The following is a 19,363-nucleotide window of genomic DNA, read 5'->3' as shown; positions in this document are numbered from 1 at the left end:
TCTCTGCGGAGCCGGGAGGTTTTATTTTCATATTAAACGACAGGTCGTCCGGATCAGAACGGCAGGTCGTCCGGATCGTCGGCGGGAATCGACGGCGCGGGGGCGGGCTTCGGAGCCGCAGGCTGCTGATAGCCGCCTGCAGACTGTCCGGCAGAGGACTGCTGCGAACCGTAACCCTGCTGCGATCCATAGCCCTGCTGTCCGTCGGACGACGGGTTGTCGCTGCGGCGGCCCAGCAGATTCATCACATCGGCCAGAATCTCGGTCGTATAGCGTTTGTTATTGTCCTTGTCCATCCATTCACGGGTACGCAGACGCCCCTCGACGTAAATCTGCGTGCCTTTGCGGACATACTTGTCCACCACGTCGGCCAGACCGCGCCAAAGCGTGATCGTATGCCATTCGGTATGCTCCTTGGCCTCGTTGGCCTGCCGGTCGAACAACCGTTCGGTCGTAGCCAGACGGATACGTGCGACCTTCACGCCGCCTTCGGTGGTCCGGATTTCGGGGTCGATACCGACGTTGCCGATCAAAATTACCTTATTTACCATAATCTATAACATTAAAATTATCAATAAACACACGACGGACCGGGAGAAATCCACATCCGGCACTTCTGCGGAGCGGCCCGGCGCCAAAGCCGGGATACAGCGGTGAAGATCCAAGTCCCTCCCCGACGACTCCGCAGCGAACGTCCGTGACAAAAATCCGGAAGGCCAGTCCGTCCAACGCCGCAACACAACCGGCACGGCCCGAAACGACATTCCTTCTAAAGCGCTTTTATCATACGCTTGAAGAGCACCTCCATCTTGATTCCGGCCTTTTTGCCCTGACGCTGCACGTCTTCGTGGTCGCCCACTTCGTCCGAGAGTCCGCAGTTGGTGATGACCGAAACGCCGAAGACCGGGATCAACATATGGCGCGCCACGATCACCTCCGGCACGGTGGACATGCCGGCCGCATCGCCGCCGATATTCTTGAAATAGCGGTATTCGGCCTGCGTCTCGAACGTCGGCCCCGTGCCGCCCACATACACGCCGTACTGGAGCTTGATATTCTCCTCCTCGGCGATGGCGGTCGCCTTGGCGATCAGCTCCTTGTCGTAGCAGTTGTGCATATCCGGAAAGCGGGGACCGAGTTCGGCGATGTTGGGGCCGATCAGCGGATTGGGCATCAGGTTGATATGGTCGGTGATGACCATCAGGTCGCCGACGCGGAACGAGGTGTTGATGCCGCCCGAAGCGTTCGATACGAAAAGGTATTTGATGCCGAGCTGCCGCATGACGCGCACCGGGAACGTCACCTGCTGCATGCCGTAGCCTTCGTAATAGTGGAAACGGCCCTGCATGGCCACGACCCTGCGGCCCTCGACCATGCCGAAAATCATACGGCCTTTGTGTCCTTCGACCGTGGAGACGGGGAATCCCGGAATATCCTTGTATTCGATGGCGAAGCGTGTCTCAATCTTATCGGCGAAGCCGCCCAAACCGGTGCCGAGGATGACGCCCACTTCGGGAGCGAAAGAGTCGGTGGCGGCGTCGATGAAAGCCGCCGTTTTTTTAATTTCCTCTAACATCTTCTTCTAGTTTTTGCAGAAAATCCGTAGCCGAATCCTCTATGAATGAAATATTTATCGGTAAATAGTATATGCTGCGCCGGATCTCTTCGGGGATCTTGGCGCGGTTGGTCAGTTTCACGGCGTCCTTTTCGGTCGTCACGATGACCGCACCGGGACAGCGGCCCAGCAGGTCCCGAAGCCGGTTCAGGTCGCGGACCTTGTAAACATGGTGGTCCTCCAACGTCATCTCCTGCACGACCTCGTAGCGTTCGCGCAGCGTCGCAAGGAACGGCTTGGGATTGCCGATGCCCGAAAGCGCGATGACCTGCCGCCCGTGCAGAAGCGGTTCGTCCGGGGCCGCATCGGGATAGAGCGGCTGGGGCATGAAGCTCTCGAAACGGGTGAAATACACCCGCTGGTAGGCGACCTGAATCAGCACCTTGCGCATGATGCGTCGGTCGATGGGAGCCATCTTCTCTGGGCACTTCGTGACCACGAAATAGTGGGCGCGGTGCAGCTCTTCGGGCAGGTCGCGCAGCGTTCCGAGCGGCAGCATCCTGTCATGCTGAATGGGGCGCGTCGCGTCGATCATCACGATATTGATCTTCGGCTCCACATAACGGTGCTGGAAGCCGTCGTCCATGATGATGAGGTCTACTTCGGGGTGTTCGGCCCGGATGCGGCGGATGCCCTCGGCGCGTTTCTCGCACACGACGACCACCGTGCCGGGAAATTTGAGTTTGATCTGAAGCGGTTCGTCGCCCACGTCGCGGTAGTGGGAATCGGTCTTCACCTCCCGGTAGCCTTTGGTGCGGCGACCGTAGCCGCGCGACAGCAGGGCCACGTTGTGCATCTGCGACATGTAGGCGATCACCATTTCGGCCATCGGGGTCTTGCCCGTACCGCCGACGGTGATGTTGCCGATGCAGACGACCGGGATGTCGAACTTCTCGCTTTTGAGCACTCCCCAGTCGAACAAGCGGTGACGGAAAGTCACCCCCGCTTTATATAAGAGAGCTGCAGGTGCAAGCAGGCATTTCAACATCTTCGGTCTGTTTATCTACACAATTTTTCAAAGGTAGAAATAAATCTTCGGAACGCAAAACAAAAAAAAGCAAATCTCAGGCCTCACTGACAAACGAATAATAAAATTGGCGGAAGAGTCGTTTTTTTATATCTTTGTTTCGATTATGAAAAGTCTCAGATTACCCATATGCGTCCTGCTGCTGGTTGCGGCGGGGGCGTGCAGCAGAACGCAGCAGCAGGAGACGGCCGGGGAGGAAGCCGCCGAGCAGCACAATATCGTATACGGCATCAACGCCGACAATTACCGCACCGAGACCGGCGAGGTGGGAAGCGGCGAAACGCTAGGCAAAATCCTGAACGGATTCGGCGTTTCGGCGCTGACGATCGACCGGCTCGACAAGGCTTCGAAGGATATTTTCCCGCTGCGCAACATCCGCGCGGGACACAAGTACACGGCCTTCATCCACGAGGATTCGCTCTATGCCCCGCACTTGGATTATCTGGTTTACGAACGCAACGTCGCCGAATACGTGGTCTTCGGATTCCACGACGACTCGGTGAGCGTCCGCACGGGCGAAAAACAGTTTACCGTGCGCCGCACCAAGAAGAGCGCCACGATCAACTCGTCGCTCTGGGGCGCTATCATGGAGCAGGAGCTGCCCTATGCGCTGGCCGCCGAAATGGAGGACATTTACCAGTGGACGGTGGACTTCTTCGGCATCCAGAAAGGCGACAACTTCACGGTCATCTACGACGAGCGGTTCATCGACGACAGCGTCTCGGTCGGCATCGGCCGCATCTGGGGCGCGAAATTCTGTCAGGGCGGCAAGGAGTACTACGCCATTCCGTTCCGGCAGGGCGGCAAAATCCGTTACTGGGAGTATGACGGCGCAAGCCTGCGCAAGCAGATGCTCAAGGCGCCGCTGAAATATTCGCGCATCAGCTCGAAATTCACCTACGCCCGCAAACATCCGATCTACAAGGTATACCGCCCGCATACGGGCGTCGATTACGCCGCACCGAAAGGCACGCCCGTGCATGCCGTCGCCGACGGCGTGGTCACCTTCAAAGGCTGGGGCGGCGGAGGCGGCAACACGCTCAAGATCAAGCATGCGGGCAACCTGATGACGGGTTACCTGCACCTGAGCGGCTACGCCAAAGGCATTTCGAAGGGTTCGCGCGTATCGCAGGGCCAGCTGATCGGCTATGTCGGTTCGACGGGCGCTTCGACGGGACCGCATCTCGACTACCGCATCTGGAAAAACGGCACGCCGATCGACCCGCTGAAAGTTCCGCAGGAACCCGCCGAGCCGATCGCAAAAGAGAACCGGGCGACGTTCGAATTCGTACGCGACCGCATCGCGGCCGAGCTGAACGGCGAGGTGAAGGACGAAGAGCGCATCACGCAGCTGGATTCGCTCGTAATTCCGCAGGCTCCGGCGGCTTCCGCCCCGGCAGGCGAAACCTCGGCAGGCGAAACCACGGCAGCGAAATAACGCATATGACGGCAGCGGAAACGGACGAAAAAAAGGTGCAGCCGGCGGTCGCAACAAAAGCGGTAGAGAGGCGGGAGACGGAAAAACCGGGGACGGAACACAAGGCTCCGGAAACGAAAACGGAAGAAGTCCCGGCAGAGAAAGGGAGCGCCTCAGCTGCGGAAAGCAACTCCCCGGCTACAAAGGGGCACGCTGCGGCTGCAGAAGGGAGCACCCCGACTACAAAGGGGAACACTCCGGCGGTGGAAGAGAACGCTGCCGTTGCGGAAGGAAGCGTCTCGGCTGTGGAAAAGAGCTCTCCGGTTGCGGAAACGCCCGGAAGCGCGGAATCCGGGACGGCAAAAACGAGCGGCTGCGGCGAAGCAATAAACGAACGTTTCGTGCGTTTTCTCCGGCGGCACCATGTACTGACGCTGGCCACCGTCGCGGAAGGGGTCCCCTACTGCTCGAATGCGTTCTACTGTTACGACAAGGAGCGAAACCTGCTCGTATTCTCATCGGACCTCGCAACGCGCCATGCGCAGGAAATGGAGCGCAATCCGCGTATCGCGGCATCGGTGGTCCTCGAAACGAAAATCGTGGGCCGGGTGCAGGGATTGCAGCTGTGCGGCACGGCAGCGCGGGCCGACGAAACGGCCAGACGGGCATACCTCAAACGGTTTCCCTACGCGGCGCTGGCCGAGCTGACGCTCTGGGCGATAAGGCCCGATTATATGAAACTGACCGACAATACGCTCGGTTTTGGAAAGAAACTGATATGGAACGACAAACTGGAGTCATCATCGTAGCGGGCGGCGGCGGAAGCCGCATGGGAGGGGCGCGTCCCAAGCAGTTCATGCTGCTGGGGGGCATGCCCATACTGGCGCGCACGATCAACAACTTCGCCGCGGCGCTTCCCGGAGCGGAAATCGTCGTCGTACTGCCCGCCGAACACACCGGCTTCTGGCACAATCTGTCGGCGCGTTTCGAAGTGGCGCCGCACACGGTCGCCGAAGGGGGACGGGAGCGGTTCCACTCGGTGAAAAACGGATTGGCGGCCCTGAAACGCGATCCGGAGCTGATCGCCGTGCAGGACGGCGTGCGGCCGCTGGGGTCGCAGGAGCTGATCCGGCGCACGGTCGCGGCCGCCGCGGAACACGGCACGGCGATTCCGGTCGTCGAGCCTGTGGATTCGTTCCGCGAAACGGACGGCGCGGCTTCGCAGATCATCGACCGCCGCCGCCTGCGCATCGTCCAGACGCCGCAGGTATTCCGCGCCGAGCTGCTGCGCCGCGCCTACGAAACGGAATACCGGCCCGAATTCACCGACGACGCTTCGGTAGTCGAACTGTCCGGGGAAGCTGTATTTCTCTGCGAAGGCGAACGGGCGAACCTGAAGATCACGACTCCCGAAGATACGGTCATCGCCGAAGCATTGCTGGCTGACCGCGAAGAAACGCACGAAACGGATGGAGAAAATATATAAATACCGCTTCAGCCGCCGCACGATCTACTGGATGCTGATCTATCTGGTGGTCTTCGGACTGCTGGGCGGCCTGCTGTACCACCTCTACGAGGGAGGTTATCTCTCGGCCTGGTTCACGTCGTTCATCGTGGCGCTCATCGCCCTGATGTCGCTGTCGATTCCCCGCTACATCGTGGTTACGGACGAAAAGGTCGAGGTGCGCTGTCTGCTGGACATCACCGAGATAAAGCGCGGGGAGATCGCCTCGGTACGCCGCGTCGATCCCAAGCGGATGAAATGGTTCTTTCCGCTCTTCGGCGGCTGCGGATTCTTCGGTTACTACGGCCATTTTCTGGACCTGCGCCGGTTCGAACGCGTACGTCTGTACGCTTCGGAGTGGAAGAACTTCGTGGAGATCACCGACATATACGAGGAGCGGCTCTACGTGTCGTGCTCCGACGCGGATTGTCTGATCGCCGAACTCATGCCGCCGGGCGGCAACCGGCTGACCGAAGAAGCTGCGGAAGAAGAGGAGGAGGAACGGGAGGAAGCGCAGACCGCAAAGGAGACGCAGACGACCTGAGAAACGCAGGCGACATAAGACGGCATCCGATTTGCGGAAGCGACGGAATGCCGGACCGGAAAAACGGCCCGAAAAGGAGAGAATACGCAATTAACTGCATTATACCGAAATCAACACATTTTTTATTCACTTAAAAAGACAGAGAAGATGAAAAAGTACCGTTGCATCGTATGCGAATGGATTTACGATCCCGCAGTCGGCGATCCCGACGGAGGCATCGCCCCCGGAACGTCGTTCGAGGATATTCCCGACGATTGGGTCTGCCCCGTCTGCGGCGTAGGCAAAGACCAGTTCGAAGAGGTCGAGGAGTAAATCCTAAAGACCGGAAAAGTGCGAGACGCATCCCACGGGTGCGTCTCGCGGCGTATACGGCGGCGTCAAAAAGCGGGAAAGGCTGTTGTGCAGTTTGCGGAAAATTATTATTTTTGTCTGCCGTGCATTTTGCGCGGTACAATCCAAATTTATATAACGATGAAAAAAATCCTATTCCTGATGGCCGTAGCGGCCATGACTTGGGGGGGGGTAACGCCGTAACGGCACAAACCCTCGAACCCGATTTCGAGGGTGAGGTCGTCGGAATATATTCCGACGGATCGTCCGCAAAACTCGAAAAACACAACGTTCAGATGCGAACCGGCGGCGGCGTATACATTGCCGGATTCGCAGCCAGCAAATCCAAGACAAAAATAGTCATCGAAGGCGGCAGGGCCGGAATACGGTTCAAAACCGGAGAGCCGTTCGCCCTCATCGTCCGCGCCAAGGACAACAAAGCCGACCCGATGTCGATCGTGCGCATCTTCCGGATGAAAAGCACGAAGAAGAACCGTTCGGCGGTGATTTCGGCCGTCGGGTCCTTCGCCGTCCAATCCAACACCATGGAATACCTCCCCTTCTCGGCCGAGAAATACGGGGAAAGCTCCTACCGCCTGACGTTCGGGGAGCAGCCCGAAGGCGAATACGGCATCATCGTCTCGAACCCCAACAACGTGGACGAGAAGATGGTGATCGTTTCGACATTCGCCATCGGCGGCGAAGAGGCCCGGAACCGATGATGACGACACGCTGAAAAACAAAAGATGCGCCCCTCGCAGGAGCGCATCTTTTCGTAAAGGAGATTACCGTCAGTTGATATTGGGCAGGAACGAATAATCCTTCGAATAACCGAGCATCTGTTTCACGTAGTCGGCCGGATAGCTGATCTTGACGTCCACGATTTCGCCGTCCTTCTCCACGAGTTCGAATTCGGGATTCACGAAACCGCCGTAAGGCTCGATGCTGAGCGCATAATAGCGGTCGCGCACCTCCTTGTGCAGTTCGGGATCGACCTGTACGGCATACCGCTCGACAAGCGCCCGGCCCGCCTCGTAGTCGCCTTCGGACTTGATGCGCTGTATCTCGCGGAGCATGTCGCCGAACAGCCCGCGCAGCTTCTCGTAGTCATTGACCACGACGTAGGTCTTGCCGTTCTCCCTGACCATTTCGATCACGTTGTCGGCCTTGCCGCGCTCGTAGCACCACTCGCAGATCAGTTTGCGGTTGCGCATGTGCGACTCCTCGACGTTCTTGCCCGGCTCGATGCGCGCCAGCTGGGTCATCATGCCGTTCAGGATATATTTCGCATACCCGGCCTTCGCCACATCGAACGAGGGCACCAGCCCCAGCTCGACCATTTTGGGATCGCCCAGATAGTAGAGACCGAACAGGTCGGCGCGCGTCTCTTCGAGCGTCGAGCTGTAGCTTTTCAGCTCGCCGCCCTTGACGCCCGGAGCCAACTGGCCCGAACCGTGGCCCAGACACTCGTGCAGGTCGGTATGCAGGTCGTCGGCCAGCTTGCCGTACTTGTCCATCACCGCACGGTCGTCGGCACGCAGCACGAACTCCTCGTTGAAGCCGTTGCCATGGGCGGCCATGTCGTAGGCATAGGTGATGTTGTCGATGGTCACCGACTTAGAGCCGTATTCCTTGCGGATCCAGTCGGCGTTGGGCAGGTTGATGCCGATCGGCGTGGCGGGATAGCAGTCGCCGCCGAGCATCGCCACCGTAATGACCTTGGCCGAAACGCCCTTCACCTTCTCCTTGCGGTAACGGGGATCGACGGGCGAATGGTCCTCGAACCACTGCGCGTTCTCCGAAATGACCTCGGTGCGGTGGCAGGCCTCCTTGTCCATGAAATCGACGATGCCTTCCCACGACGCCTTGCGTCCCAGCGGATCGCCGTAATCCTCGATAAAGCCGTTCACGAAATCGACATTCGACACGGTATCCTTCACCCAGCCGATGTTATAGCGGTCGAATTCGCGCAAATCGCCCGTCTTGTAATAGCTGATGAGCGCGGCGATATTGCTCTTCTGCGGCTCGGCCGCCACGGCCTGCGCCTTTTCGAGCCAGTAGACGATCTTCTCGATGGCGGGCGAATACATGCCGCCTATCTTCCAGACGCGCTCCCTGACCACCCCGTCCTCTTTGACCAGCTTGGAATTCAGGCCGTAGGAGATCGGTTCGGGATCGTGGGGGTCCGCCATGTCGGCGTAGAACTTCTCGACTTCGGCCTGCGTCACACCCTCGTAATAGTTGTTCGACGAAGTGGCGATCAGGTCCTCGCCGGCGGTCTGGTTCAGGCGCGTCTTGTAGAGCGAAGCGTCGAAAATGGCTTTGCAGACCTCGCCGCGCAGCGGGTTCAGCTCGCCGAACTTCTCTTCGGGAATGGTCTCGATCACGTCGAGCAGGTAACCTTCGGTGAATTCGGGCACGAACTTGTCGTTCGAATAATGGTGATGGATGCCGTTGGCGAACCAGACCTTTTTCAGGTATTTCTCCAACGCCTTCCACTCGGCCGTCGTGCGGTCGCCCTCGTAATTCTCATACACCGTTTCGAGCGTGCGGCGCACGGCGAGGTTGTATTTGAAATTCTGGTCGAACAGGATGTCGCGGCCGCATTTGGTCGCTTCGGCCAGATAATAGATCAGCTCCTTCTCCTCCAGCGGAAGCTGCTCGAAGCCGGGGACTTCGTAACGGATGACCTTGATGTCGTCGAAACGGTCGACGATCCACGGGGTTTCGCTTCGGGAAGCCCCGCCGCACGAGGTCAGTGCGAGAGCGGTAACAGTCATAGATGCAAACGTCAATAAATTTTTCATATCGTTCGGGTTTGGAATTTCTCGCCAAAAACGGCACGCTCCCGGCAAACGGCCGGAACCGGATTCCGCCGGAAAGCGCCTGCCGTGCAAGGACAGCGCAAGCCGAATGCAGAGCCGCAAACCGGCCCTGCCGGGACACCGTCCGTCCAAGCCGGGGTTTCGCTTCGGCAAAGATAGCAAAAAACGGACAAAACAATACGAAAGATGCGCACATCCCGAAGGACATGCGCACCGTTCATTCAGGCAGCGGGGTTAAAAGTTGTAACCCAGCGAAATGAAGAAGCTGCCGTTCTTTATCTTACCCTCGCCCGAATCCTTGGAGATATTGAGCAGGCCGAGATCGTAGCCGACGCCCGCATAGTAATGCTTCATGACGGTAACCCCTACGCCGAAGCGCAGTCCGAAATCGGAACGCTTGAACACTTGCCCTTCGACGGAGCCGTCCTCGACGGGCACTGAAATCTCCTTGAACAGATCGACTTTCGCGGCGTCGCCCTTGAGCTTGCCGTGGATGCCGAAACCGTAATAGACGCCGGCGGCTGGCTGGATCGAGACGCTTTTAATATTGAAGTGCCAGCTCACCACAGCCGGAACCTGCAGGTATAACATATTGAATTTGGCCTTTCCTTCCACGTCTAAATCCAGATCGCCCGCCGTCACCGACGCCCCGCGTCCGGAGAGGTAAAGTCCCGTTTCGAAATAGAGGGGAAGCACCCGCAGCACGGGCTGCTGATAGGCAAAGCCCACATGATAGGAGGCGCGCGAATCCATCGACGCGCTCAGGCCCCCTGCGCTGAAATGGAGATTCGCCACGTTGAGACCGGCACGAACGCCGAACGAGCTTTCGTTCTGTCCGAAAGCGGTCAGACCGGCCGCAAGGGCAAGCAGACACAGTAAGATTTTCTTCATAGTCAATTAAAAATCGTCTCCGGCCCCGGAGAGAGCGGTTATCAGTGTATTGCGGAAACAGAGGCCCCCGGACTCCCGCATCGGCAGATGCGGGCGACGGGCATTCCCGCTTGGGTCTAAATATCTGTAAATATAGTCGCTTTTTGCCATTCCCCGAAATATATTCAACGAATTCCACATCTTTTCGCACGAACGGCTTGTCCGCAGCGCGGCAGCAGCCCGACCGAAAGCGGCAAAACGCCCCGCAGAAGCGTTTTCGGCCGGGGAAAGGCCGCCGCCGGAGTGTCCGGCGCTTTTTTTCCGTTTTTTCTTCGTTATGTTTGCGGGAATTCATACCTTTGCCCCGCAAGTTCGTTTCAGAAGAGATGAAAATATTCACAAGCGTCAAAGAGCTCCGCGCGGAGCTGGAGACTGCGGAGCAGTCCGGAATCGGGTTCGTCCCGACGATGGGCGCCCTGCATGCGGGACATCGCTCGCTGGTCGAGCGCGCCCGCCGGGAGAACGCCACCGTCGTGGTGAGCGTCTTCGTCAATCCCACCCAATTCAACGACAAAAACGACCTGAGACATTATCCCCGCACCCCGGAGGCCGATGCGCGTCTGCTGGAGCGGGCCGGCGCGGATTTCGTGCTGATGCCTTCGGTCGAGGAGATATACCCGGAACCGGACGGCCGTCAGTTCGACTTCGGACAGATCGACAAGGTGATGGAGGGCGCCACACGCCCCGGTCACTTCAACGGCGTGGCGCAGGTCGTCAGCCGGCTGTTCGACATCGTACGCCCGGCGCGCGCCTACTTCGGGGAAAAAGATTTCCAGCAGATCGCCGTCGTCAAGGCGATGGTGGACCAGTTGTCGCTTCCGGTCGAGATCGTCGAATGCGAGATCGTCCGCGGCGAAGACGGGCTGGCCCTCTCGTCGCGCAACGCGCTGCTCGACGCGGAGCACCGCGCCGCAGCCCCGCAGATCTACGCCGCCCTGCGCGCCGCCGCCGAAAAATCGCAGGAACTGGCGCCCGAAGCGCTGAAGGCGTGGGTCACGGCCGAGGTGGAGCGCAATCCGCTGCTGAAGGTCATCTACTACCAGTCCGTCGATGCGCGGACGATGCAGGAGGTCGCCGCATGGAGCGACGCCGAGCATATTCAGGGCTGTATCGCCGTGCAGGCGGGAGACATTCGTTTAATCGACAACATCCGTATCCGATAATGAAATTCCAGATTGAAGTCATCAAATCCAAGATCCACCGCGTAACGGTCACGCAGGCCGATCTGCATTATGTGGGCAGCATCACCATCGACGAGGCGCTTTTGGAGGCGGCCAACATCATCGAGGGCGAAAAGGTCCAGATTATGGACATCGACAACGGAGAGCGTTTCGAGACCTACGTCATCAAGGGAGAACGCGGAAGCGGCTGCATCTGCCTCAACGGCGCCGCGGCCCGGAAGGTACAGGTCGGCGACGTCATCATCATCGCATCCTATGCGCTGATGGATTTCGAAGACGCCAAACAGTTCAAGCCGTGGATCGTATTCCCCGACACGGCGACGAACCGGCTCGTGAAATAACGGCTTCACCGTCCTGCAAGGCGGTAAACCGTCATAAGTAAAGTAAAATCTCCCGTTTCAGGGAGATTTTTTGCTATAAATGCTTACCTTTGTTAAATAACGGATATTTTTTCCACTGCTGAATATTATGGACATAGCACTCTCCGTCGCAGCATTTCTGCTCTCGATCGTCGGCATCGTCGGCTGTATCGTCCCCGCCCTGCCCGGCGTAGTACTCAGTTACGCAGGACTTCTCTGCGCCTACTTCACCTCCTATTCGAGCATGTCGCCGGCGGCCATCTGGCTATGGCTGGCCATTACCGTGGCGGTCAGCGTCGCCGACTATTTCCTGCCGGCGTGGATGACCCGCCGCTTCGGAGGCTCCCGTTCGGGCGCCATCGGCGCCACGGTCGGCGTCTTCGCCGGATTCTTCTTCTTTCCGCCCGTCGGCATCATCCTCGGCCCCTTCTTCGGCGCCGTACTCGGCGAGCTGCTCAACGACCGCCGCGACGCGGGCAAGGCGTTTCTGGTCGGCATAGGCTCGTTCCTCTCGTTCGTCGTCGGCACGGGCATCAAACTCGCGGCGGCGATCGGCATGTTCGTCCATGTGACGGCCGACACCTACCCCGCCGTCCGGGACTGGTTCGCAACTCTTTTCTAACCCTATCGATAATGAGAAAGTTTCTACTATTTGCGGTAGTCATCGCAGCGATGCTGGCCGCGGCTTGTTCCAAGTACAAGTACGAAACGGTGGCGGGCGATCCGTTGAACACCCGCATCTACACGCTCGACAACGGACTGAAAGTCTACATGAGCGTAAACAAGGAGGCGCCCCGCATCCAGACCTATATCGCCGTGAAGGTCGGCGGCAAGAACGACCCCGCGGAGACCACGGGTCTGGCGCACTACTTCGAACACCTGATGTTCAAAGGCACGCAGCAGTTCGGCACCTCGGACTACGCCGCGGAGAAACCGATGCTCGACGAGATCGAAAATCTCTTCGAGGTTTACCGCAAGACCGCCGACGAGGCCGAGCGCGCGGCCATCTACCGCCGCATAGACTCGATCAGCTACGAAGCTTCGAAAATCGCCATTCCCAACGAGTACGACAAGCTGATGTCGGCCATCGGCGCCAACGGCACCAACGCCTTCACGTCGCAGGACATGACGGTCTACGTCGAGGACATTCCCTCGAACCAGATCGACAACTGGGCCAAAATCCAAGCCGACCGTTTCAAGAATCCCGTGATCCGCGGCTTCCATACCGAGCTTGAGACCATTTACGAGGAGAAGAACATGTCCCTGACGCAGGACAGCCGCAAAGTCTGGGAAGCGATGGACGCCGCGCTGTTCCCCAACCACCCCTACGGCACGCAGACCGTGCTGGGAACACAGGAGCATCTGAAAAATCCGTCGATCACCAACGTCCGAAACTACCACAAGACCTACTACGTGCCCAACAACATGGCCGTATGCGTTTCGGGCGATTTCGAACCCGACGAAATGGTCGCCACGATCGAGAAGTACTTCGGCGACATGCAGCCCAATCCCAACCTGCCCGAACTGCAGTTCGAACCCGAAAAGCCGATCACGACTCCCGTGGTGAAGGAGGTTTACGGACTCGAAGCGGCCAACGTCATGCTGGGCTGGCGTCTGCCGGGCGCGAACGACAAATCGACCGACATCAGCGACATCGTGGGTTCGATCCTCTACAACGGACAGGCCGGACTGATCGATCTCGACCTGAACCAGCAGCAGAAGGTGCTCTCGGCCTACGGCTATGCCTCGACGCAGCCCGATTACAGTTCGTTCCTCGTGGCCGGACGCCCCAAGACGGGGCAGTCGCTCGACGAAGTCCGCGACCTGCTTCTGGAGGAGGTGGCAAAACTGCGGGAGGGGGACTTCGATGAAAAACTGATCGAAGCGACCATCAACAACTACAAAATGCAGCTGATGCGCTCGTTCGAGGAGAACGACAGCCGCGCGATACTCTATGTCTATTCGTTCATCAGCGGCGCAGACTGGGCCGACGAAGTCGCACGGCTCGACCGCATGTCGAAGATCACCAAGCAGGACGTCGTGGAGTGGGCCAACAAATACCTCGGTCCCGAAAGTTACGCCATCATCTACAAACGCGAGGGCAAAGACCCCGACGAGCAGAAGATCGCCGCCCCGAAGATCACCCCGATCGTGACCAACCGCGACTCGCAGAGCGAATTCCTCTCCGAGATACAGACCTCGCAGGTGCAGCCGATCGAACCCGTATTTGTCGATTACAAGAAAGACATGTCGCAGTTCGAGGCGCAGCCCGGCATCGACGTCCTCTACAAGAAGAACGAGACCAACGATATCTTCACGCTGATCTACGTCTTCAACACCGGTACGGAGAACGATCCGGCTTTGAATCTGGCATTCAACTACCTGAGCTATCTGGGGACCGACAAGATGACCGCCGAAGAGATCGCATCGGAGATGTACGACATCGCCTGCTCGTTCTACATGAACGCCGGGGCCAACCAGAGTTCTATCCAGATCACCGGACTGAGCGAAAACATGGGTAAAGCCATGGAGATCGTCGAAGGGCTGATCGCCGGCGCCAAGCCCGACGAAGCGATTCTGGAGAACCTCAAAGGCGACATGCTCAAGAGCCGTGCGGATGCGAAGCTCAATCAGAGCCGCTGTTTCGGCGCGCTCCAGCGCTATCTGTTCTACGGCGGCGACTTCATCCGCCGCACGACCCTTACCGACCCGGCGCTGCAGGCGCTGACCTCGGAGCAGCTGCTCGCCAAAATCGGCGGTCTGATGGGCAAACAACACGAAGTGCTCTACTACGGCCCGCAGAAAGAGGCCGAAGTCAAGAGTGCGCTGGCTGAACACCACAAGGTCGCCGCCGACCTGCAGCCGCTGGAGAAGAAATACAGCACCCTGCTGCCCACCGACGCGAACAAGGTCGTACTGGCTCAGTACGACGCCAAACAGCTCTACTACCTGCAGTTCTCGAACCGCGGCGAGAAATTCGACGTGGCAGCCGATCCCGAAATCACGCTCTACAACGAATATTTCGGCGGCGGCATGAACACCATCGTCTTCCAAGAGATGCGCGAGGCGCGCGGTCTGGCGTACACGGCATGGGCAACCCTCGCTACGCCGAGCAACGCCAACGGCGATTACAGCTACTACGCCTTCATCGCCACGCAGAACGACAAGATGCAAAAAGCCGTCGAAGCGTTCGACGACATCATCAACAACATGCCCGAATCGGAAAAGGCGTTCGGCATCGCCAAGGAAGCCCTCGTCTCGCGCCTGCGTACCGAGCGCACGGTCAAAGACGGCGTATTGTGGAGCTATCTCCGCGCCCGCGATCTGGGCCTCGACGCACCCCGCGACAAGCAGATTTTAGAGAAGGTCCAGTCCATGACGCTCGACGACGTGAAAGCCGCCCAGCAGAAGTGGGTCAAAGGCCGCAAATACGTCTACGGCATTCTGGGCGACATTCAGGACCTCGATCTCAACTACCTGAAAACCCTCGGTCCCATTCAGACCGTATCGCAGGAGGAGATTTTCGGCTATTGACGCGCCGGAATCCGCAGAAACGAAGAACGCCGCAGGAAATCTCCTGCGGCGTTCCCGTTTTCAGTATGTCCGGAACGGCTAACGGCGGAAGACCTTGCCGCCCATGGCGCTCGCGGCGGCGTTTTTCACGCTCGTCTGGTCAATCGTCCCCTTCGTCACGAAGCGGGCGAGGGTCGGACGCGTCGTGATCGTCCCGTCCTCCGAAACGCCGTAGGCGCAAACGATATAAGCCGTCGCGGCCCAGAGGTCGGTCCACTTGTTGCTGTCCTCACCCTTCGAAAGCATGCTGGAGAGCGTGATCTGCTGCGACTCGACCCATATCTTGGTCCAGATCAGGTCGTCCACGGCAAACTGCAGGTCGGCGTCGAACTGCTCCTGCTGCGCGGCTCTGGTGACGCTGAAATAATAAGTGACGTTCCCGTTCGACGGCACGACGTTCACCGTCACGTCCTGACGCTCGACCGTGGTGGTGATTTCGAACGTACACTCCTCGGAAGGGATGAATTTTCCGGTCTTGAAGGCTGCCTTCGACAACGGCGAGGTGGCATTGCCGTCGGTGCAGGAGAAGGCATAGACATAGTACTCCGTATCATCGACCAGTCCCATGCGCGTAGCGCCTGCCTCTTCGATATAGGCCGGAGCCACGACGGTCTGCGTTTCGGTGAAAGTCAGATCGGCCCATGTCAGCGCGCCGCTCTCCAGTTCATCCCTGTAGGCCCTCTTGTAGATATCGATGCGCGACTTCATGAATGCGGCGTCATCGTCATAAGTGTCGAATTCCGACTTGCGGACGAAACCGTGGAGGTAACCCAGATCGTCCGACGGAACGCAGACGTACTTGGCGCCGTACCACGACACGTCGGAGACGTCGATGCGGTAAACGGTATTGATTACGACCGGTTCCTGCGTCTTGAAGGGAACAGTCATCACTTCGGTATTCAAAGTAACGGGAACCGGGTATGCGGCAGAGGCATCGGGTGTAAATCCGAACAGCACGGCGCAAAATTCCGTACCGCCCTTCAGCACACCGGGGAAGGAGAAGTCCGTCTTGGCGCCTTTGAAAGCATACATGTCGAGAAAATTATAAGCGGCATAATAACCCAGCATCGAAAGATAACCGTTCAACGGGTCGTTGATCAGCTTGTCCAGCCCGCCGTTGTCGATATTCTCCTGCGTGGTATATCCCATATACCAATAGGCAGCGTCGTCTTTCGGGGTTACCGTCGCCTTGATATTCTTGTCGGTGATCTCCGTGATATTGACCGTGAAATCTTCACCCACGGTCTCGCCCCTGTAGTCGGCGTCGGCCACGACGTCCATCATCACGGCGTCGGCCTGACCGTTGGCGCTGAAGTAGGTGATGCCCACCGTACCCCGCAGATCGGCGCACTCCTTATGCGCTTCGGTCGGGGCCGTGACCGTCAGCTTGCCGTCGGCATAGGTCACCTTCCACTCGTCGGGCTTCGAAACAAGGGTTTTCGTCACCCCGGCGGACTCGACGTCCCAGACCTTGGTCTCGCCGAAAACGAAAGTCGCGACTTCGGGCGCCTTGCGGATCAGCATGTAGAAATTGCTGCGCACGGGCACCGTCACGATCGAACCGTCGCTCAGTTCGAAATAGACATTGTTGTCGTCGTAATTGACGCTCTTGAACAGCGAACCGATGCTGCTGCCCTCGGTCACGGCGGAAACGGGATCGCCCGCGGCATCGAGAATCCGCTCGGAGGTCTTGCCGCCGTCGTAGCTGATCGTCCAGTAGCCCTCGTCATCGACCGACATCACGGGCTTGACGCTTTCGCCCGTCACGCGCAGTTTCACGCCGCCGGCCATCAGCCACTCGGTTTTGCCGTCGGTCGTGATCGTCCAATAATAGACCTCGTCCGTATCCTGCTTGACGCCGATAACGGGTGCGTCGGCTCCGGCCGTGCCGTTCTTGATCTCGGCCGTCGTGTTGTCCGAAAAATAGATGACATAGCCGTCGGCGCTCTTTTCGACCTTGACGACGGTCACCGCATCGTCCACGATTTTCTGAAGGGCCGCAATCTCGGTGTTCATCTGGCCGATCTTGGTTTCGAGAGCCTCGATCCGGCTCTTCAGGTCGTTCACATTCTGCCACAGTTCCGAGTCGTCATAGTCGTCGCAACCCGTCAGCAGGGGGGGGGAAACAAGGAGCAGGGCAGCCACGCAGGCGGCCAGTCTCCGCATCGTAAAAAATTTCATAGCAATTTATTTAAGTTAAACAAAAGTAGGGTCGGATACATGACGGCGCAACACCAAGTCTCTGCCGACAATATTATATGATCATATACGGATAGAAACAGCTTGCAGAATCGGTAAACCCGTTCAAAGATAAGTATTTTCACGGCAAAAAGCAATCGATCGGAAAAACAGAGGAGACAATATTTAACAGCCGTCCGAAAAAACGGCCCGCAAACAGGAGTATCTGCGCACGGCTGACGGATGAAGTTTCCGGATAATTCCGCCCGGCAGACAGATAGCGGCAGTGCGTACGTCCCGCTTCCAATCCGCACCGGGCCGAAAAAAAATATTCGAAAAAAAATAAAATTACGATTCGTAATTTTCAGGCCCCGGTTCGAAAAAACCCTGCAAATTCCATCCGCAGGAAAAGAAAAAAATTATAAAACAAACCGAATATTACGGTTACAATCCGTTTTCGGAGCCCTTCCGCGGAGGGCGAACGGGTATTGGAATTTTCGGAGAAAACCTGTAAATTCGTTTCGCAATTTTTTAAACTCATCAAAAATCTTCAACTCTTTTATCCCACACGTTATGAAAAAATTATTACCGTATCTGCTGCTTTTCATTTTGGCAGGGGGGGGGGATTTCCTGCTCCGACGATGATCCGACCGTTCCGGAACCGGAAGCCGTGATGCCGCCGGCCCCCGCCGCATCGGACATCACCTCCGACTCCTTTGCAATCTCATGGGAAGCGGTCGAAGGAGCCGTATCGTACACCTATACCCTGCTGCATAAGAATACCCACGGCGCAATCACGGTGATCGTTCCCGAAACCAACACCGATGCGCTCTCGGCAGCTTTCACCGACCTGAAAGCATCGACAGCCTACACTTTCCGCATCAAAGCGCTGGGCGACGGCGAAAAGACGCTCGACTCGGAGTGGTGCGAATGCCCGGTAACGACCGACGAACCGGAATATCTCTCCGGTCCGTGGGTGACGTTCGAAGTCAACTACGAAGAACGCACCAGCTATTACTGCCGCATCACGGCTACGTTTACCCCCAACGACAAGACCGTCGCCTATTACGCCACGTGCGTATACGGCAGCTATTTCGACGACGACCCGGACGATCCCGATTTCGAGCCTAACACCGAAGAGGACATGATCGGGTATCTGAGCGCCCAAAAACCCATCTCCAACAACACGCTGACCGAATCGTCTTGGGGATACTCCACCGAGTACATCCTCGCCGTAGTCGGCGTCGATGCCGACGGCAATTTCGGCAAGCTCAACTGGGCGAAACTCAAGACTCCGGCACGCTCGTCGTCGGGCGATCAGGGCCAGAGCGAGGCCGCGCTGCGCATCCAGCACGTGGTGGTCAACTCCTCCGAACTCGAAGGCGCCCCCGAAAACTGCTTCGCAACGGTGTACCGTTTCGAACCGACCGCCGGCGCCCGCGCATTCCGCTACGAGGACGGCTACTACAAGGGCGATTTCGCCAAAAAGGAGACATCCTACTGGCGCCAGTATTTCTCGTCGCTCGCCAATGCCTACGGCGAAGACTACGACGGCTACTACTCCGGCTGGAAAAGCAGCATGGATTTGGAAGTGAGCGCCGACGGATTCTATTACTACGACGTCACGTTCTGGGACGTTTCGATGGCAAACGAAACCTTCGAAGTGATCTACATGGCCTACGAGGCCGACGGCGTTCCCGGCGTCCCGGCCTGCTACACGGTGACCCTGCCCGCGGAGATACCCGCCGTAACGCCCCAGCAGACACCTTCGGCATATAAGGCTGCCGTCGCAGCAGCCAACCGGCTCGCACATCCGCAGGCCCTTCCCCGCCGCCGCTGATCTGCGGAACGGTTGAAAACGAAAAGAGGATACCCAACAA

General features: G+C 58.1%; 18 protein-coding genes. 11 read left to right on the top strand and 7 right to left on the bottom strand.

Annotated features, from left to right (window positions below):
- Positions 1 to 53 precede the first annotated feature (53 nt).
- The 3 genes from HMPREF9720_RS10790 to lpxK all read right to left on the bottom strand — a co-directional run bounded on the left by HMPREF9720_RS10790 (position 54) and on the right by lpxK (position 2,603).
- Positions 54 to 551 carry a single-stranded DNA-binding protein gene (locus HMPREF9720_RS10790; protein WP_009598352.1) on the bottom strand — a complete coding sequence of 166 codons (498 nt, stop codon included), beginning with the start codon at positions 549 to 551 and terminating at the stop codon, positions 54 to 56.
- 218 nt (positions 552 to 769) lie between these two features.
- Complete coding sequence (locus HMPREF9720_RS10785) at positions 770 to 1,576, bottom strand: purine-nucleoside phosphorylase (RefSeq protein WP_009598368.1); 807 nt, start codon at positions 1,574 to 1,576, stop codon at positions 770 to 772.
- Positions 1,560 to 2,603: a tetraacyldisaccharide 4'-kinase gene (lpxK, locus tag HMPREF9720_RS10780; protein WP_009598348.1), complete on the bottom strand. Its 1,044-nt coding sequence runs from the start codon at positions 2,601 to 2,603 to the stop codon at positions 1,560 to 1,562. Before lpxK ends, HMPREF9720_RS10785 begins: the two co-directional genes overlap by 17 nt.
- 145 nt (positions 2,604 to 2,748) lie before the next feature.
- Between lpxK and HMPREF9720_RS10775 the strand changes: the two genes are divergently transcribed.
- The 5 genes from HMPREF9720_RS10775 (at position 2,749) to rd (ending at position 6,419) form a co-directional block, all read left to right on the top strand.
- Positions 2,749 to 4,080 (top strand): M23 family metallopeptidase, encoded by a 1,332-nt coding sequence (locus HMPREF9720_RS10775; protein ID WP_050805099.1) that lies wholly within the window; start codon positions 2,749 to 2,751, stop codon positions 4,078 to 4,080.
- Between the two features lie 242 nt (positions 4,081 to 4,322).
- Positions 4,323 to 4,868: a pyridoxamine 5'-phosphate oxidase family protein gene (locus tag HMPREF9720_RS15725; protein ID WP_254654385.1), complete on the top strand. Its 546-nt coding sequence runs from the start codon at positions 4,323 to 4,325 to the stop codon at positions 4,866 to 4,868.
- Positions 4,838 to 5,545 (top strand): 2-C-methyl-D-erythritol 4-phosphate cytidylyltransferase, encoded by a 708-nt coding sequence (locus tag HMPREF9720_RS10765; protein WP_009598370.1) that lies wholly within the window; start codon positions 4,838 to 4,840, stop codon positions 5,543 to 5,545. Before HMPREF9720_RS15725 ends, HMPREF9720_RS10765 begins: the two co-directional genes overlap by 31 nt.
- Positions 5,529 to 6,107 carry a PH domain-containing protein gene (locus HMPREF9720_RS10760; RefSeq protein ID WP_009598344.1) on the top strand — a complete coding sequence of 193 codons (579 nt, stop codon included), beginning with the start codon at positions 5,529 to 5,531 and terminating at the stop codon, positions 6,105 to 6,107. Before HMPREF9720_RS10765 ends, HMPREF9720_RS10760 begins: the two co-directional genes overlap by 17 nt.
- 147 nt (positions 6,108 to 6,254) lie before the next feature.
- Complete coding sequence (gene rd, locus HMPREF9720_RS15195) at positions 6,255 to 6,419, top strand: rubredoxin (RefSeq protein WP_009598359.1); 165 nt, start codon at positions 6,255 to 6,257, stop codon at positions 6,417 to 6,419.
- 3 nt (positions 6,420 to 6,422) lie between these two features.
- On the opposite strand, the gene HMPREF9720_RS16050 is transcribed toward rd, so the two are convergent.
- On the bottom strand, positions 6,423 to 6,566 hold the full coding sequence (locus HMPREF9720_RS16050) for a hypothetical protein (protein ID WP_349911391.1): 144 nt from the start codon (positions 6,564 to 6,566) through the stop codon (positions 6,423 to 6,425).
- Between the two features lie 167 nt (positions 6,567 to 6,733).
- Between HMPREF9720_RS16050 and HMPREF9720_RS10755 the strand changes: the two genes are divergently transcribed.
- A complete protein-coding gene (locus HMPREF9720_RS10755) occupies positions 6,734 to 7,159 on the top strand; it encodes a hypothetical protein (RefSeq protein WP_039940518.1) in 426 nt (141 codons plus the stop codon).
- A gap of 69 nt (positions 7,160 to 7,228) precedes the next feature.
- Here the strand turns inward: HMPREF9720_RS10755 and HMPREF9720_RS10750 are convergent, their stop codons facing one another.
- Together HMPREF9720_RS10750 and HMPREF9720_RS10745 are read right to left on the bottom strand one after the other, a co-directional pair.
- Entirely contained in the window at positions 7,229 to 9,244 is a 2,016-nt protein-coding gene (locus HMPREF9720_RS10750) for a dipeptidyl-peptidase 3 family protein (RefSeq protein ID WP_009598354.1), read from the bottom strand.
- Between the two features lie 252 nt (positions 9,245 to 9,496).
- Complete coding sequence (locus tag HMPREF9720_RS10745; RefSeq protein ID WP_009598345.1) at positions 9,497 to 10,153, bottom strand: outer membrane beta-barrel protein; 657 nt, start codon at positions 10,151 to 10,153, stop codon at positions 9,497 to 9,499.
- 365 nt (positions 10,154 to 10,518) lie between these two features.
- Between HMPREF9720_RS10745 and panC the strand changes: the two genes are divergently transcribed.
- From panC to HMPREF9720_RS10725, 4 genes are all read left to right on the top strand, one after another.
- Complete coding sequence (panC, locus tag HMPREF9720_RS10740; RefSeq protein WP_039940509.1) at positions 10,519 to 11,355, top strand: pantoate--beta-alanine ligase; 837 nt, start codon at positions 10,519 to 10,521, stop codon at positions 11,353 to 11,355.
- Positions 11,355 to 11,714: an aspartate 1-decarboxylase gene (panD, locus tag HMPREF9720_RS10735; protein ID WP_009598363.1), complete on the top strand. Its 360-nt coding sequence runs from the start codon at positions 11,355 to 11,357 to the stop codon at positions 11,712 to 11,714. The genes panC and panD overlap by 1 nt, the downstream gene beginning before the upstream one ends.
- A 127-nt stretch (positions 11,715 to 11,841) precedes the next feature.
- A complete protein-coding gene (locus tag HMPREF9720_RS10730; protein WP_009598367.1) occupies positions 11,842 to 12,354 on the top strand; it encodes a DUF456 domain-containing protein in 513 nt (170 codons plus the stop codon).
- Positions 12,355 to 12,365: 11 nt separating this feature from the next.
- On the top strand, positions 12,366 to 15,266 hold the full coding sequence (locus tag HMPREF9720_RS10725) for a M16 family metallopeptidase (RefSeq protein WP_039940507.1): 2,901 nt from the start codon (positions 12,366 to 12,368) through the stop codon (positions 15,264 to 15,266).
- 78 nt (positions 15,267 to 15,344) lie between these two features.
- On the opposite strand, the gene HMPREF9720_RS14850 is transcribed toward HMPREF9720_RS10725, so the two are convergent.
- Positions 15,345 to 17,486, bottom strand: a complete 2,142-nt coding sequence (locus HMPREF9720_RS14850; RefSeq protein WP_009598357.1) for a PL29 family lyase N-terminal domain-containing protein — start codon at positions 17,484 to 17,486, stop codon at positions 15,345 to 15,347.
- Positions 17,487 to 18,156: 670 nt separating this feature from the next.
- Here HMPREF9720_RS14850 and HMPREF9720_RS10715 point away from each other — a divergent pair.
- Positions 18,157 to 19,323: a fibronectin type III domain-containing protein gene (locus tag HMPREF9720_RS10715; RefSeq protein ID WP_009598372.1), complete on the top strand. Its 1,167-nt coding sequence runs from the start codon at positions 18,157 to 18,159 to the stop codon at positions 19,321 to 19,323.
- Positions 19,324 to 19,363 lie beyond the last annotated feature (40 nt).

The organism is Alistipes sp. HGB5 (assembly GCF_000183485.2).
GTDB lineage: Bacteria > Bacteroidota > Bacteroidia > Bacteroidales > Rikenellaceae > Alistipes > Alistipes finegoldii.
This window is presented reverse-complemented; position numbering and strand designations above follow the sequence as displayed.